A 13,767-nucleotide genomic window follows, 5' to 3' on the forward strand; every position below is an offset into this window, starting at 1 on the left:
GAGACACTGCAGGCAAAGGATATGTCTAAAAGTGAAAATCATTTTCATTTATGCAGTAGCATGTCCGCCACTCACGCAATACCTTTCGAGTCTTAAGGAGCCCGCTTGTCCACGCCTGTCGAACCTTTGCGTTTGCTGCTGTTGGCTGATGAGCCGGAATGGGCCGCCTTGTTACGCGAATGTCTGCTACCGCTGGACGGTAGCGCAGTCCTGCTGACCGCACCGAACTGGGCGGCAGTCGATACCCTTTTCAGCGCAGACCGCCAGGCCGTGGTGCTGGCCACGCCGGCATTGCAGCCGGCGCCTGGGCGCTGTGAACTGCCGACCATTCTGTTGCTCGACCATGAACCAGAGACTTCGCCCACTGGCGTCAGTGACTGGCTGGTACGCGACCAGCTCAACGTCGATGCTCTGCGCCGCTCGCTGCGCCATGTGCGTGAGCGCGGCGTGCTGGTGGCCACGTTGCAGCGCCTGGCCGAGCAAGACCCTCTGACCGGCATCGCCAACCGTCAGGGCTTCCAGGCCCTGCTGACCACGCGCCTGGCAGAGAATGAAGGCCGCGGCGTAGCCCTCGGCCACCTGGACCTCGACAACTTCCGCCATGTCAACGACGCCCTTGGCCATCAGTGCGGGGACCGGCTGATCCTGCAGGTGGTAGCGCGCCTCAAGCAGCAGCTGGAGGCCGGTGACCAGCTGGCGCGCCTGGGCAGCGACGAGTTCGCCCTGCTGATCGACACGCGCCGCGACGCCAACCGCGCCGAATGGATCGCCGAGCGCATCGTCGAGGCCCTGGCCGAACCTTACTGGATCGACGGCGAAAGCCTGCTGCTAGGCTGCAGCCTGGGCCTGGCCCATGCCCGCGCCCAGAGCGGGGCCGACCCGCTGATGTGGCATGCGCACATCGCCATGCGCCAGGCCAAGGGCAGCCAAGGCTGCACTTTCCATGTGTTCAACGAACGCATCAACCGCAATGCGCGCAGCCTGGCCGACCTGGAAAGCGAGTTGCGCCGGGCGCTGCGCCGCGATGAACTGGAGCTGCACTACCAGCCGCGGCTGAACCTTGCCGATGGGCGCATCGTCGGCCTCGAAGCCCTGGTGCGCTGGCGCCACGCCGAGCGCGGGTTGCTGCCGCCCAGCGAGTTCGTGCCGCTGGCCGAACAGAGCGGGCTGATCGTGCCGCTGGGTTACTGGGTGATTTCCCGTGCCCTGCGCGACATGCAGGCACTGCGCGAGCAGGGGCTTGCGCCGCTGCATATGGCGGTAAACCTGAGCTTCCGGCAGTTTCAGGACAGCCAGTTGCTGGCCACCCTGAGCCGGCTGATCATCGAGCACGGTGTGGATGCCCGCTGGCTGGAGTTCGAGCTGACCGAAACGGCAGTGATGCGCCGCAACGAGCTGGTGCGCCAGACCATGGATGCCCTGGGTCGCCTGGGTGTGCGCTTCTCGCTGGATGACTTCGGTACGGGCTTTTCGTCCTTCGTGCACCTGAACAGCCTGCCGATCACCTTGCTCAAGGTCGATCGCAGCTTTGTTGCCGAAATGGAGATGCGCGAAGAGAACCGCAAGCTGGTCCATGCCATGATCAACCTGGCGCACAACCTCAACCTGGAAGTGGTGGCCGAGGGCGTGGAAAGCCCGGAACAGATGGCATTGCTGCGCGAGTTCGGCTGTGACCAGGTGCAAGGGTTCCTGGTCAGCAAGCCGCTGCCGGTGGACGAGTTGATGGAATACCTGCTGCAGGTGCCTGAGCGACAGGTGGTGGCAGCCCTGTAGGGCCTTTTCGCGGGTAAACCCGCGAAGCGGCCTTTATGTCAGGCCGACGCCGCAGCCCCGACCCCGCCCTTCCCCAGCAACCGCTTCATCCGCCACTCGAAGCCAATGGTCAGCGCCACCGCCGCACAGGCCAGCCCCAAGGCCAGCCCCCACCACACGCCCACAGCCCCGCCACCGAGGGTGAAGGTGAACAGCCAGGCACTCGGCGCCCCCACTAGCCAGTAGCAGCAGAGCCCGATCAGGAAAGTGGTCTTGGCGTCTTTCAAGCCACGGATCGAGCCCATGGCGATGGTCTGCATGCCATCGAACAGTTCGAACCACGCCGCCACCATCAGCAATTGCACGGCCAGCTGATAGATCCCGGCAAAGGCGGGGTCGTTTCGGTCGATGAACAGCCCCACCAGTGCATCTGGCAGCAACAGGAACAACGCCGCAAAGGCAAACATGATCGTCGCCCCGAAGCCGATGCCCACCCGCCCGGCGCTGCGTGCGGCCAGCAGGTTGCCCGCGCCGTAGTACAAACCCACGCGCATGGTTACCGCATAGGAAAGCCCGGTCGGCACCATGAACGCGGTGGAGACGATCTGCAGGGCAATCTGATGTGCCGCCAGTTGCGTGCTGCCGAGCACGCCCATGCACAGTGCAGCGAAGGCGAACAGTCCGACTTCCACCATGTAGGTGCCGCCAATCGGCAGGCCCAACCGCCACAGTTCACGCAGGGCAGGCAGCGAAGGGCGCGACAGCCCCTTGCGCAGCGGGTAGTCGGCATAGGCCGGGTGCCAGCGGATGTACAATGCCAGGGCGATAGCCATGCCCATCGACACCACTGCGGTGACCAGGCCGATTCCCATCAGGCCCAGCTTGGGCAGGCCGAACATGCCTTCGATCAGGGCGACGTTGAACAGGTAGTTGAGCACCGTGCCGATCAGGCTGATGACCATCACCGGGGTCGAGCGCCCCAGTGCACTGGTGAAGCCGCGCAGGGCCATGAAAGTCAGGTAGCCGGGCAGGGCCAGCGGCAACAGGGTGAGGAACTCGGCTGCCGAGTTGACGTTATCCGGCTGCTGGCCAAACAGCAACAGCACCGGTTTCAGGTTCCACAGCACCAGTGCCGCCACCAATGCCAGGCCCCAGGCCAACCACAGGCCATTCTGCGCCAGGCGGGTGGCGCCCTCGATGTCGTTGGCGCCTTTGCGGATCGCCACCAAAGTGCCGACTGCGGCAATGACGCCCAGGCAGAAGATCGACACGAACGAATAGCTCGCCGCACCCAGCCCGCCCCCGGCCAAGGCCTGAGGGCTGATGCGAGCCATCATCAGGGTGTCGGTGAGTACCATCAGCATATGCGCCAACTGCGAGGCGATCAGCGGCCCGGCCAGGCGCAGCAAAGCCTTGAGTTCAGTGGTGGGCGCGACATGCATGGGTGTGGTCCTTGTGCGTGGTGCGGTGAGCAAGGCGACGATTCTGAGGCTTCGGTCAGCTTTGCACAAAAGGATAATAGAGATGGTTGGCATGAGTTGAACTCATGCATATATGATTCTGTGCATTCCTTTCCACCCCCGGACAACAGGTGCCCATGTCCCGACAGCTGCCTCCCTTGTATGCACTGCGCGCATTCGAAGCAGCCGCGCGGCTGAGCTCGTTCACCCGCGCCGGAGAGGAGCTTTCGATCACCCAGAGCGCGGTCAGCCGGCATATCCGCACCCTGGAAGAGCACTTTGCCTGCCGCCTGTTCGTGCGCAGTGGCCGCAGCCTGCAGCTGACCGAGGCGGCACGGGTGCTGCTGCCTGGTGTGCGCGAAGGCTTTGCTGCGCTGGAGCGGGCCTGCGATACCTTGCGCGGGGAAGATGACATCCTGCGCATGAAGGCGCCGTCGACCCTGACCATGCGCTGGCTGCTGGCGCGGCTGAGCCGCTTCCGCCACTTGCAGCCGGGCAACGAAGTGCAGTTGACCAGTGCCTGGATGGACGTCGACCACGTGGACTTCAACCAGGAACCGTTCGATTGCGCGGTGCTGCTCAGCGACGGCGTGTTCCCGGCAGACTGGGAGGTACGGCGGCTGTTCTCGGAGTTATTGATTCCGGTTGGCCCACCAGATCTGACCGGGGAGGGGCCATGGGACGAGCGACGGCTGGCAGGCATCGAACTGCTGCACCCGACGCCCGACAAGCGTGACTGGCGTGAATGGCTGGAGCGAATGGGGCTCAGCGACAAGGTTTCGCTCAAGGGCGGGCAGGTGTTCGACACCTTGGAGCTGGGCATGATCGCGGCCGCGCGGGGATATGGCATCTCGATGGGTGATTTGTTGATGGTTGCCGAGGATGTGGCTCAAGGGCGCCTGAGCCTGCCGTGGCCGACGGCGGTGCCCAGTGGCATGGATTATTACCTGGTGTGGCCGCGTACCCGGCCAGGCGGGGAGAGGTTGCGGCGGTTGAGCGTGTTTTTGCAGGAGGAGGCGGCAGCAGTTGACCTGCCAGCTGTGGAAATCCTGCCAGCACTTTGATTAAGAAAACGTTTGCGAATACCCCGGCCCGATACTCAAGTATTTAATGGCGACGCCGATCTACTGGCACCAGCGTCCCGGAAGAGGGCGTGCTTTCCCGTCGATAACCCGCGGGTGGTCAGCGTGATCAGGACGATCCCGGCCTCTTGCCAGGAGCTTCTTCATGTCTCAACCGCGTGCCCGAATTGCCTCGCAACTCGGTGTCGCCCTCGCCGTCGTGCTGGCGCTGGTGATATCCGGCAGTACCCTGTTCGCCCTGCGTGCGCTGGACGACGCCAACCTCGCCACCCGCCAGGCCCACCTGGCCAGCGAGGCGCGACTGCTGGCCGACCAGCTCGATACCTTCCACGGTTCGCTCAAGGACAACACCCAGCGCCTGAGCGGCCTGTTCGAACGCCGCTTCGCCTCTGGGCTGGCGCTGCACGCCGACGAGACCGTGCAGGTCGCAGGCCTTGCCACACCGTCCCTGTACCTGGGCGATCGGCTGCTGAACAATGATTTCCAGGTGGTCGACGAATTCCAGCAGATGACTGCGGGTATCGCGACCTTGTTCGTGCGCAGTGGCGATGACTTCGTGCGCATCAGCACCAACCTGAAGAAACAGGACGGCACGCGTGCCATCGGCACCCAGCTCGACCGCCAGCACCCGGCCTACTCCAAGCTGCTGGCCGGGCAGATGTACGTGGGCCGCGCCGTGCTGTTCGAGCGCAATTACATGACCCGCTACGTGCCGGTCAGCGACAGCAGCGGCCGGGTGATCGCGGTGTTGTTCGTCGGCTTCGACTACACCGACGCGCAGAATGCCCAATTTGCCAACCTCAAGCGCTTTCGCATCGGTGAAACCGGCTCATTGGCCATTCGCGATCAACAGGGCCAATGGCTGGTGCCACCGGCCAATGCCGACCAGGACCTGTTCAGTGCCAGCGCACCCTTTGCCGAGGGCCCGTGGACCGTGGTCGCCAGCATGCCCAAGGCTGAAATCCGTGAGGTGACCTGGAGTGTCGGCCTGCGCCTGGCCATCGGCAGCCTGTTGGCGATGCTGCTGGCAGTCGCTGCGACCTTGTGGCTGCTGCGCCGCAAGTTGCGCCCGCTGGATGACCTGGTACGCCAGGCCGAGGCACTGGGTGCCGGCGACCTGAATGCACGGCTGAGCGTGACCAGCCATGACGAGATTGGCCAGCTGGCGCGCAGCTTCAACCAGATGGGCGAGGCGCTGTCGACCATGGTCGAGCACATCCGCAGTGCCTCCGAGCAGGTCAGCAGCCGCGCGCGTTCATTGTCCGGGCTGTCTACCGGTGCCTGTGAGGGCATGGACCAGCAGTCCGGCGAGATCACCAGCATGGCCGGAGCAGTGGAGGAGTTCAGTGCTACCTCGATGAACATCGCCGACAATATGGCCGGTACCGAGCGCATGGCCCGCGACAACGCCCAGCAGACTCGCATCGGCCGCAGCGCCATGGACGAAGCGTCGAGTTCGCTGCGCCAGATTGCCGAAGCGCTCGGCGGTACCGCTACCGTGATGGACAGCCTTGGCGCACGTTCGCAGGAGATTGGCGGCATCATCAGTGTGATCACCGCGATTGCCGAACAAACCAACCTGCTGGCACTGAACGCCGCCATCGAGGCGGCGCGTGCCGGTGAGCAGGGCCGTGGCTTTGCCGTGGTCGCGGATGAGGTACGTGGGCTGGCCGCGCGCACGCGCCAGGCTACCGATGAGATTTCCGGGATGATCACCAGCATCCAGCAACAGACCGGGCACGCCATCAACACCCTGGAGCAGGGCAACCAGCTGATGCAGGAAGGGCTGGCGCGCAACGACAAGGTTGCCGAAGCGCTGGCGCGTATCGATGAGCAGAGCCGTACCGCGGGTGAGCAGTTTGCCGTGATCAGCACGGCGACCCAGGAACAGAGCAGCACGGCCACCGTGCTCAGCCGCAACTTGCAGAGCATTGCCCAGGCCAACAGCGAGCAGCGGGATGTGGCCAATGAGCTGGCCTTTACCGCCAAGGAGCTGGAAGGGCTGGCGGCGCAGTTGCGCCAGGAAGTCGATCGCTTCCGCTGAGACAGAGCGGGGCCGCTTTGCGGCCCATTCGCGGGCAAGCCCGCTCCCACAGGTACAGCGCCAGCTTCGGGCCTGTGGCGGTCCTGTGGGAGCGGGCTTGCCCGCGAAGAGGCACTAAAGCCTTACATCGACCCCAGGTCCAATGCCTGGGCACAAGCCTGCAACGACCGCCGCTCGCTCTGCGCATACAGCGCCAGCTCATCTTGCACCCGCAGCCCCAGCGCCGCCTCGAAGGCCTCACGGTTGGCATTGCTGCCATACTCGGCCTGGCCCTCATCCCCCAGGTTCGACTGGAAGATCCCCGCCGCACTCACCGGCAGGAAGTCCTCGTACACCAGTGCCTCGAAATGTACGTGGCCGGCGTCGATCAGGCCTTCCAGCGTAGTCGGGCGACCCTGCTGCTCGCGCTCTGCCAAACCTTTCTCCGTGGCGAAGTAGCGGAAGTACGCCAGCCCTTGCTCACGCATCTGCACCAGGTCATCCGGGAATTCGGCGAAGCATTCCTGCAGCAGTGCCCGGTAGCGTTCGGCATTGGCCTCGGCTGGTGCACCACCCAGGGCAGCACGGGTGGCATCGAGCAGCTTGTCGTAGAGCTGGCGACCTTTCGGCGTGAGCGCCGCGCCACGCTGCTCGATCTCGCCGAAACGTGCGGTGTGGCTGCCTTGGTGATCGCTGAACGCAACCTTCTCCTGCAGCGCCTTGAAGCTGGTCTGGCGCAGCAGGATCGGGTGGCGGCGGGTCGGCGGGCCTTCGATCACGGCTTTCGGCGGGATGCCCTTGGCCGGCATGCCGACCTGGATGGCGTCGATGTCCAGGGTGCGAGGGGTCAGATGGTTGATGTGCGGGCCTTTGAAGGCCACCACGTCGGCAATCAGGCGGTGCTGATCGTGCAGTTGCTGGTACTGCTCGGCAGTGACCGTGGCATCCTGGTGCCAGCGGAAGGTGTGCAGGGCTTCGCGGACGAATTCGTCGGCATCGGCTGCGTTCAGGCCGCCATCGTGCTCGGATTGGGCAACCAGTTCGAGTGCACGAGCGGTGAAGATCTTGCGCTTGGCCAGAATGCCCTGTGCCAGGTCACGCAATGGCAGGTTGTCGATCAGCTCCAGGCGCAGCAGCGAGGTGAACACGCGGAACGGGCTGACGTGCAGCGACTGTTCATGCACGGCGCGAAACGCGGTGGAGTGCACCGGTACGCCGGCAGAGCTCAGATCGTAGTAACCGACCGGCGCCATGCCCATCACCGCGAACAGGCGGGCGATGGTGGCCAGCTCTTCGGCGCTGCCGACGCGGATGGCGCCGTGGCGCTCCTGGTCCAGGCGTTCGATCTCGCCGGTCCAGCGCAGGGCTTCGGCCACCTTGGGCTGCTCGGCCATGACCTGCTGGTTGATTTCGCTCACCAGCTCCAGCAGCGTGCCGTACAGCGGCACTTCCTGTTTGTACATGAGCGACATGGCGGCAGAGAACTGCGCGCGGATGCTGTCGGGGCTGACGAAATCGTGGGCTGGCATCGCTAGCTTCCTGGGTAGGTTCGGACACTTACATGAAAGCTGGGAATGCACTTGGCTCACAAGCGAAAAAAAGTTAGCCAGTCATTCCATTAGCGATCGATGTTAGTGCCATGGGGCTGCTTTGCAGCCCTTTCGCGACACAAGGCCGCTCCAACAGGGATCGCGTCGCTTTTGTAGGAGCGGCCTTGTGTCGCGAAAGGGCCGCAAAGCGGCCCGGGCAATCTCACGCCTGCAGCTGTTCGCGAATCCATTCCACCAATGCCCGCACCTTTGGCACCTCCGCTGCATGCTCGGCATAGGCCAGGTAATGCTTGCCGGCACTGCGCATTGCATGATTCCACGGAATGACCAAGCTACCCTCCGCCAGCTCCTTGGCCACCAGATACCGCGGCACCAACGCCACCCCACACCCTGCCTGTGCCGCACTCAACGCCATGTAGAACGTATCGAAACGCGGCCCATGGTAGGCGCTGACACTGTGCAACCCCAGCTCCAGGAACCACTCATGCCAGGCCTCCGGCCGCGATGTACTTTGCAGCAGCACCATGTCCGCCAACTCACTTGCATCTGCCAGCTCACGCCCGGCCAGCAGCTCCGGCGCACACACTGGCACCACCTCTTCGCCGAACAGCTCCACGCAGGTGGCCCCCGGCCAGGTGCCCTGGCCGTAGAAGAACACCACATCCGCCGAACCCTGCAGTAGGGCAAACGGTTCCATCTCGTTGCGGATGTCGAGGTGGATGTTCGTGTGCCGCTTGCCGAAGCCCTTGAGGTGCGGGATCAGCCAGCGCACGCCAAAACTCGGTTGAGTGGCTACCTTCAATATCTCGGTCTGCTCGCCGTAGGTGAGCACGTAGCGGCTGGACATGTCGACCTGGGTGAGGATCTTGTTGACCTCGGCCAGGTAGAGGCTGCCAGCGGGCGTGAGCTGCAGGCGCCGGCGGATGCGCAGGAACAGGTGGTGGCGCAGCATCTCTTCAAGCTGCGCCACCTGCTTGCTGACTGCGCTCTGGGTCAGGTGCAGTTCTTCGGCGGCACGGGTAAAGCTCAGGTGGCGGGCTGCAGCTTCGAAGCACTGCAGGGCGGTCATGGAAGGCACCAGGCGTTTGGACATAGCGTTCTCTGCGGCTCAAATCATTACCTGACGGAATGATAAGCGGAATAAAGGTCGTTTGTTGCACCGGTGTGATCGGAATAATACTGATCCACATCATTTTTCCACCCCATCACCCGATGTAGGAGAAGCACAAATGGTTGCTGGATTGCTCGAGCGCCTTGGCGTTGCCGCCGAGGCTTACACCCAGGGCGACTACCCTGTTCACACGCCGATCGACGGCAGCCAGATCGCCAAGGTGAAATTGCTCGGCAAGGCCGAGACCATCGCCCGCATCGATCAGGCCCAGAGCGCCTTCGAGGCCTGGCGCAGCGTGCCGGCTCCGCGCCGTGGCGAGCTGGTGCGCCTGTTCGGCGAAGTGCTGCGTGAACACAAGGCCGACCTCGGCGAGCTGGTCTCGATCGAAGCCGGCAAGATCACCCAGGAAGGCCTGGGCGAAGTGCAGGAAATGATCGACATCTGCGACTTCGCCGTCGGCCTGTCGCGCCAGCTGTACGGCCTGACCATCGCTTCCGAGCGCCCGGGCCACCACATGCGTGAAACCTGGCACCCGCTGGGCGTGGTCGGCGTGATCAGCGCCTTCAACTTCCCGGTGGCCGTATGGGCCTGGAACACTGCGTTGGCCCTGGTGGCCGGTAACTCGGTGGTGTGGAAGCCATCCGAGAAGACCCCGCTGACCGCCCTGGCGTGTCAGGCGCTTTTCGAAAAAGCCCTGAAAGCATTCGGTGAAGCCCCGGCTGGCCTGGCGCAACTGGTGATCGGCGGCCGCGAAGCCGGCGAAGCCATGGTCGACGACCCACGCGTACCGCTGGTCAGCGCCACCGGCAGCACCCGCATGGGCCGTGAAGTCGGGCCACGTGTTGCCGCCCGCTTCGGTCGCAGCATCCTCGAGCTGGGTGGCAACAACGCCATGATCCTTGCCCCGAGCGCCGACCTCGACCTGGCCGTGCGTGGCATCCTGTTCTCCGCTGTCGGCACCGCCGGCCAGCGCTGCACCACCCTGCGTCGCCTGATCGTGCATCGCTCGATCAAAGACGAAGTGGTTGCTCGTGTCAAAGCCGCCTACGGCAAAGTGCGCATTGGCGACCCACGCAAAGACAACCTGGTCGGTCCGCTGATCGACAAGCAGTCCTTCGACGCCATGCAGGGTGCGCTGGCCAAGGCCCGTGACGAAGGTGGCCAGGTGTTCGGCGGTGAGCGCCAGCTGGCCGAGCAGTATCCGAACGCTTACTACGTGTCGCCTGCCATTGCCGAAATGCCGGCCCAGAGCGAGGTGGTGCGCCACGAAACCTTCGCGCCGATCCTCTACGTGTTGGCCTACGACGACTTCGAAGAGGCCCTGCGCCTGAACAACGAAGTGCCACAGGGCCTGTCGTCGTGCATCTTTACCACCGACATTCGCGAAGCCGAGCGCTTCCAGAGTGCGTCGGGCAGCGACTGTGGCATCGCCAACGTCAACATCGGCACCAGCGGTGCCGAGATCGGCGGGGCGTTCGGGGGGGAGAAAGAGACTGGCGGTGGCCGTGAGTCCGGGTCCGATGCCTGGAAGGGCTATATGCGTCGGCAGACCAACACCGTGAACTACTCGCGCGAGCTGCCGCTGGCGCAGGGTATCGTGTTCGACTGAAGGTTTGAGGTGGTATGGCCGGGGGCATGGCCCCCGGTTCGCGGGCAAGCCCGCTCCTACAGGGATCGCGCAGGCGACAGAGATCCCTGTAGGAGCTGGCTTGCCTGCGATGGGCTGCAAGGCAGCCCCTACAAGAACAACACTGCTGGAGCCGGGCCATGTCCGAACTGCGTCAACAATGCTTGTGGGAACACGTCAGCCAACCAACCGTCGCAAGCCAGGCCCTGGCCGGCGAGCACAAGGCCGATGTCTGCGTGATCGGCGGCGGCATCACCGGCCTGTCGGCGGCCATCCACCTGCTCGAGCAGGGCAAGTCGGTGATCCTGCTGGAGGCCTGGAAGATCGGCCACGGTGGCTCCGGGCGCAACGTCGGGCTGGTCAACGCCGGCACCTGGATCCGCCCCGATGACGTCGAGGCGACCCTTGGGCAGAAGCAGGGCAGCCGCCTGAACAAGGTACTTGGCGAAGCCCCGGCCGAAGTGTTCGCCATGATCGAGCGCCTTGGCATCGACTGTCAGGCCCAGCACAAAGGCACCTTGCACATGGCGCACAACGCCACCGGCATCGCCGACCTCGAGGCTCGCCATGAGCAATGGCGCCGCCGGGGTGCCGACGTCGAGTTGCTGACCGGCGCCCGGTGCCAGGAATACTGCGGCACCGACAAGATTTCTGCCGCGCTGCTCGACCGCCGCGCCGGCACCATCAACCCGATGGGCTACACCCAGGGCCTGGCCGCTGCCGTGGCGCGCCTGGGCGGCAAGCTGTTCCAGCAATCCTCGGTCGAGGGCCTCGAGCGCGACGGCGATGCCTGGCGGGTGAAGACCGCGCGCGGTTCGGTGCGCGCCGACAAGGTGGTGATCTCCACGGGGGCTTACACCGAAGGCGACTGGAGCAACCTGCAGAAGCAGTTTTTCCGCGGCTACTACTACCAGGTGGCGTCCAAGCCGCTGCACGGCGCAGCAGCCGACAAGGTGCTACCGCACGGCCAGGGTTCGTGGGACACCCGCACCGTGCTCAGCAGCATCCGCCGCGACGATCAGGGCCGCCTGCTGCTCGGCAGCCTCGGTCGGGTCGACAACAAGCCGGACTGGTTCGTGCGCAGCTGGGCCGACCGCATCCAGAGCCATTACTACCCGGAGCTGGGCAAGGTCGAATGGGAAATGCACTGGACCGGTTGCATCGATTTTACCCCAGACCACCTGATGCGGCTGTTCGAGCCAGCGCCAGGGCTGGTGTCGGTGACCGGGTACAACGGCCGTGGCAATACCACCGGCACCGTGATCGGCCGGGCGTTTGCCGAGTTCCTGTTGAAGGAGGAAGCGGACAGCTTGCCGATTCCGTTCTCGCCGATGACCGGTGTGAGTGCGCCTTCGCTGCGCACTGCGTTCTATGAGTCCGGGTTCTCGCTGTACCACGCGGGGCAATGTCTGAGAGTAGTTCTGTAAGACTTGTGCTGCTTTTGTAGGAGCGGCCTTGTGTCGCGAAAGGGCCGCGCAGCGGCCCCGGCAATTTATGCAGCGCCGCTGATATCCTGGTGCCGCTGCGCAGCCCTTTCGCGACACAAGGCCGCTCCTACAGGAAGCGCACGGCAGGTCATTTGTGCAACCAGCTGAGGAAGCCGCCTTTCTTGATTGAAACCGGCTTCTGCAGCAGCAGCGACTCCCGGCTCTGTTTCCGGAACCGCTGCAACTTGCTCAACGCGGTCTGCACCTCGCCACGCTGCACCAGGCAGCTTTTCACCTGCTCCTTCTCGATGCGATACAGCACACAGCTGGTCAGCGTGCGGAACTCGGCAAACGAGTTGTCTTCATCGATGATCCCCTCGACCCCCAGCACTTCGCCCGGCCCCATGCGCCCGGCTTCCAGCAGCTTGTCACCATCGCGCACCGACGCCGAAACCACGCCGCTGCCAATCACCAGCAAATGCTCGGACTGCTCACCCACGCCCAGGATCACCTGATCGGCCAGGTACTCCACTGCCGTCATGCGCTGGCTCAGCGCATCACGCTCCTGATCGCTCAACGAACGGAACACCCGCACTTCGTCCAGCACCTCGCGCTGGCGGCTGCGCGGTGGGATGGCAAGGTCGACGTTCCACATCACCCCGCTGGCCTCCAGGTGTCGGTGGGCCAGGTCGAACAGCTGGTTGCGCACTTCGGTCTTGCGTGCAGCGTCGGTGATGAAGCCCGTGGCCTCGTATTCCACGGACTCCAGCGTCGAGGTTTTCACCGACACCTTGGGCGCTGGCGAGGCGAGCAGGGCGCTGGTGCCTTGCAAGGCCTTTTCCAGCGCGTCGAATACCCGCCTGGGGCGAACCTTGGCAGGTACCACCACGCTGATCGCCACCCCGTGGCGGTCGGCCGGGCGGCTATGGTTGAGCAGCTTGGCCTTGGCCGCGACCGAGTTCGGGATGACAGCCAGGCTGCCGGTGCCGGTGATCATGCGCGTTGCCCGCCAGTCGATATCGACCACCTTGCCTTCGGTACCATCGATGGAGATCGAATCGCCAATCTGATAGGGGCGCGTGGTGTTCAGCACGATACCGCTGAACACGTCGGCCAGGGTGCTCTGCAACGCCAGGCCGATGACGATGGCCATTACCCCGGAGGTGGCCAGCAGGCCCTTCACCGGCAGTTGCAGTACATAGCCCGCAGCGGCGACCACGGCCGCGAGAAAGATCAGCGCCCCCAACACATCCTGCAGCAGACGCCCGCCATGGCTGCCACGGGCCACCAGCAGCAGGCCGAACACCACGGTCACCGTGCGTGCGCCAAACAGCCACCAACCGATGGTCAATACCGTGGCCATCAGGTTGCGCGACACATCGTCAGGCCACGGCGGTGGTTGCAGCGGGCTCATGCCGGCAGCCACCAGCACCGCGCTGAACAGCAGGAAGATCACCAGCCGCGTGCCGATGCGCCAGGCTCGACGCTCAATGGGGATCAATTGCCAGAGCACAAGGTCGAGCAGGATCAGGCCGGTGCCGAGCAACAACGGGGACGACTGGATGAACGCCAGCATGGAAGTCTCGGGGGTGAGGAGGGCTGTGCGTAGTAATAGAGCAGCTTGCTCGGGCAAGCAATGCGGCCAGCAAATCCGCTGCCAACAGATCGTTCCTTGAATAGAACGCTAAAGCCAAAAAGCGCTATCTACCGCTCCAAAGGTGTTGGTTTTAATCTT

9 protein-coding genes and 1 pseudogene are annotated in these 13,767 nt (G+C 64.2%); 6 read left to right on the forward strand and 4 right to left on the reverse strand.

Features of this window, described 5'->3' with window-relative positions:
* Nucleotides 1-105 precede the first annotated feature (105 nt).
* Nucleotides 106-1,773 (forward strand): putative bifunctional diguanylate cyclase/phosphodiesterase, encoded by a 1,668-nt coding sequence (locus ACIPW4_RS01235; protein ID WP_400654130.1) that lies wholly within the window; start codon nt 106-108, stop codon nt 1,771-1,773.
* 38 nt (nt 1,774-1,811) lie between these two features.
* Here ACIPW4_RS01235 and ACIPW4_RS01240 read toward each other — a convergent pair whose 3' ends face one another.
* Nucleotides 1,812-3,194 carry a NorM family multidrug efflux MATE transporter gene (locus tag ACIPW4_RS01240; protein WP_400654131.1) on the reverse strand — a complete coding sequence of 461 codons (1,383 nt, stop codon included), beginning with the start codon at nt 3,192-3,194 and terminating at the stop codon, nt 1,812-1,814.
* Between the two features lie 155 nt (nt 3,195-3,349).
* On the opposite strand from ACIPW4_RS01240, the gene ACIPW4_RS01245 reads away from it, so the two are divergent.
* The 3 genes and pseudogenes from ACIPW4_RS01245 (at nt 3,350) to ACIPW4_RS01255 (ending at nt 6,338) form a co-directional block, all read left to right on the forward strand.
* Nucleotides 3,350-4,276: a LysR substrate-binding domain-containing protein gene (locus tag ACIPW4_RS01245; protein WP_400654132.1), complete on the forward strand. Its 927-nt coding sequence runs from the start codon at nt 3,350-3,352 to the stop codon at nt 4,274-4,276.
* Nucleotides 4,277-4,439: 163 nt separating this feature from the next.
* Nucleotides 4,440-5,483: pseudogene (locus tag ACIPW4_RS01250) on the forward strand (Cache 3/Cache 2 fusion domain-containing protein); the annotation flags it as partial.
* A gap of 132 nt (nt 5,484-5,615) precedes the next feature.
* On the forward strand, nt 5,616-6,338 hold the full coding sequence (locus tag ACIPW4_RS01255; protein ID WP_400654602.1) for a methyl-accepting chemotaxis protein: 723 nt from the start codon (nt 5,616-5,618) through the stop codon (nt 6,336-6,338).
* Nucleotides 6,339-6,460: 122 nt separating this feature from the next.
* Here the strand turns inward: ACIPW4_RS01255 and ACIPW4_RS01260 are convergent, their stop codons facing one another.
* A complete protein-coding gene (locus ACIPW4_RS01260) occupies nt 6,461-7,846 on the reverse strand; it encodes a VOC family protein (protein WP_400654134.1) in 1,386 nt (461 codons plus the stop codon).
* 223 nt (nt 7,847-8,069) lie between these two features.
* Nucleotides 8,070-8,960: a LysR family transcriptional regulator gene (locus ACIPW4_RS01265; RefSeq protein WP_400654136.1), complete on the reverse strand. Its 891-nt coding sequence runs from the start codon at nt 8,958-8,960 to the stop codon at nt 8,070-8,072.
* A 136-nt stretch (nt 8,961-9,096) separates the two neighbouring features.
* On the opposite strand from ACIPW4_RS01265, the gene ACIPW4_RS01270 reads away from it, so the two are divergent.
* Complete coding sequence (locus tag ACIPW4_RS01270) at nt 9,097-10,587, forward strand: aldehyde dehydrogenase family protein (protein WP_400654137.1); 1,491 nt, start codon at nt 9,097-9,099, stop codon at nt 10,585-10,587.
* Nucleotides 10,588-10,745: 158 nt separating this feature from the next.
* Nucleotides 10,746-12,032 (forward strand): NAD(P)/FAD-dependent oxidoreductase, encoded by a 1,287-nt coding sequence (locus tag ACIPW4_RS01275; RefSeq protein WP_400654139.1) that lies wholly within the window; start codon nt 10,746-10,748, stop codon nt 12,030-12,032.
* 148 nt (nt 12,033-12,180) lie between these two features.
* On the opposite strand, the gene ACIPW4_RS01280 is transcribed toward ACIPW4_RS01275, so the two are convergent.
* On the reverse strand, nt 12,181-13,608 hold the full coding sequence (locus ACIPW4_RS01280; RefSeq protein ID WP_400654141.1) for a mechanosensitive ion channel domain-containing protein: 1,428 nt from the start codon (nt 13,606-13,608) through the stop codon (nt 12,181-12,183).
* Between the last annotated feature and the right edge of the window lie 159 nt (nt 13,609-13,767).

The organism is Pseudomonas sp. NPDC089996 (genome assembly GCF_044748405.1).
In the GTDB taxonomy this organism is placed as follows: domain Bacteria; phylum Pseudomonadota; class Gammaproteobacteria; order Pseudomonadales; family Pseudomonadaceae; genus Aquipseudomonas.

Coding starts and splice junctions, on each gene's coding strand:
- ACIPW4_RS01240 (WP_400654131.1), bottom strand. CDS start 3,194: ATGCATGTCGCGCCCACCACTGAACTCAAGGCTTTGCTGCGCCTGGCC.
- ACIPW4_RS01245 (WP_400654132.1), top strand. CDS start 3,350: ATGTCCCGACAGCTGCCTCCCTTGTATGCACTGCGCGCATTCGAAGCA.
- ACIPW4_RS01255 (WP_400654602.1), top strand. CDS start 5,616: ATGGCCGGAGCAGTGGAGGAGTTCAGTGCTACCTCGATGAACATCGCC.
- ACIPW4_RS01260 (WP_400654134.1), bottom strand. CDS start 7,846: ATGCCAGCCCACGATTTCGTCAGCCCCGACAGCATCCGCGCGCAGTTC.
- ACIPW4_RS01265 (WP_400654136.1), bottom strand. CDS start 8,960: ATGTCCAAACGCCTGGTGCCTTCCATGACCGCCCTGCAGTGCTTCGAA.
- ACIPW4_RS01270 (WP_400654137.1), top strand. CDS start 9,097: ATGGTTGCTGGATTGCTCGAGCGCCTTGGCGTTGCCGCCGAGGCTTAC.
- ACIPW4_RS01275 (WP_400654139.1), top strand. CDS start 10,746: ATGTCCGAACTGCGTCAACAATGCTTGTGGGAACACGTCAGCCAACCA.
- ACIPW4_RS01280 (WP_400654141.1), bottom strand. CDS start 13,608: ATGCTGGCGTTCATCCAGTCGTCCCCGTTGTTGCTCGGCACCGGCCTG.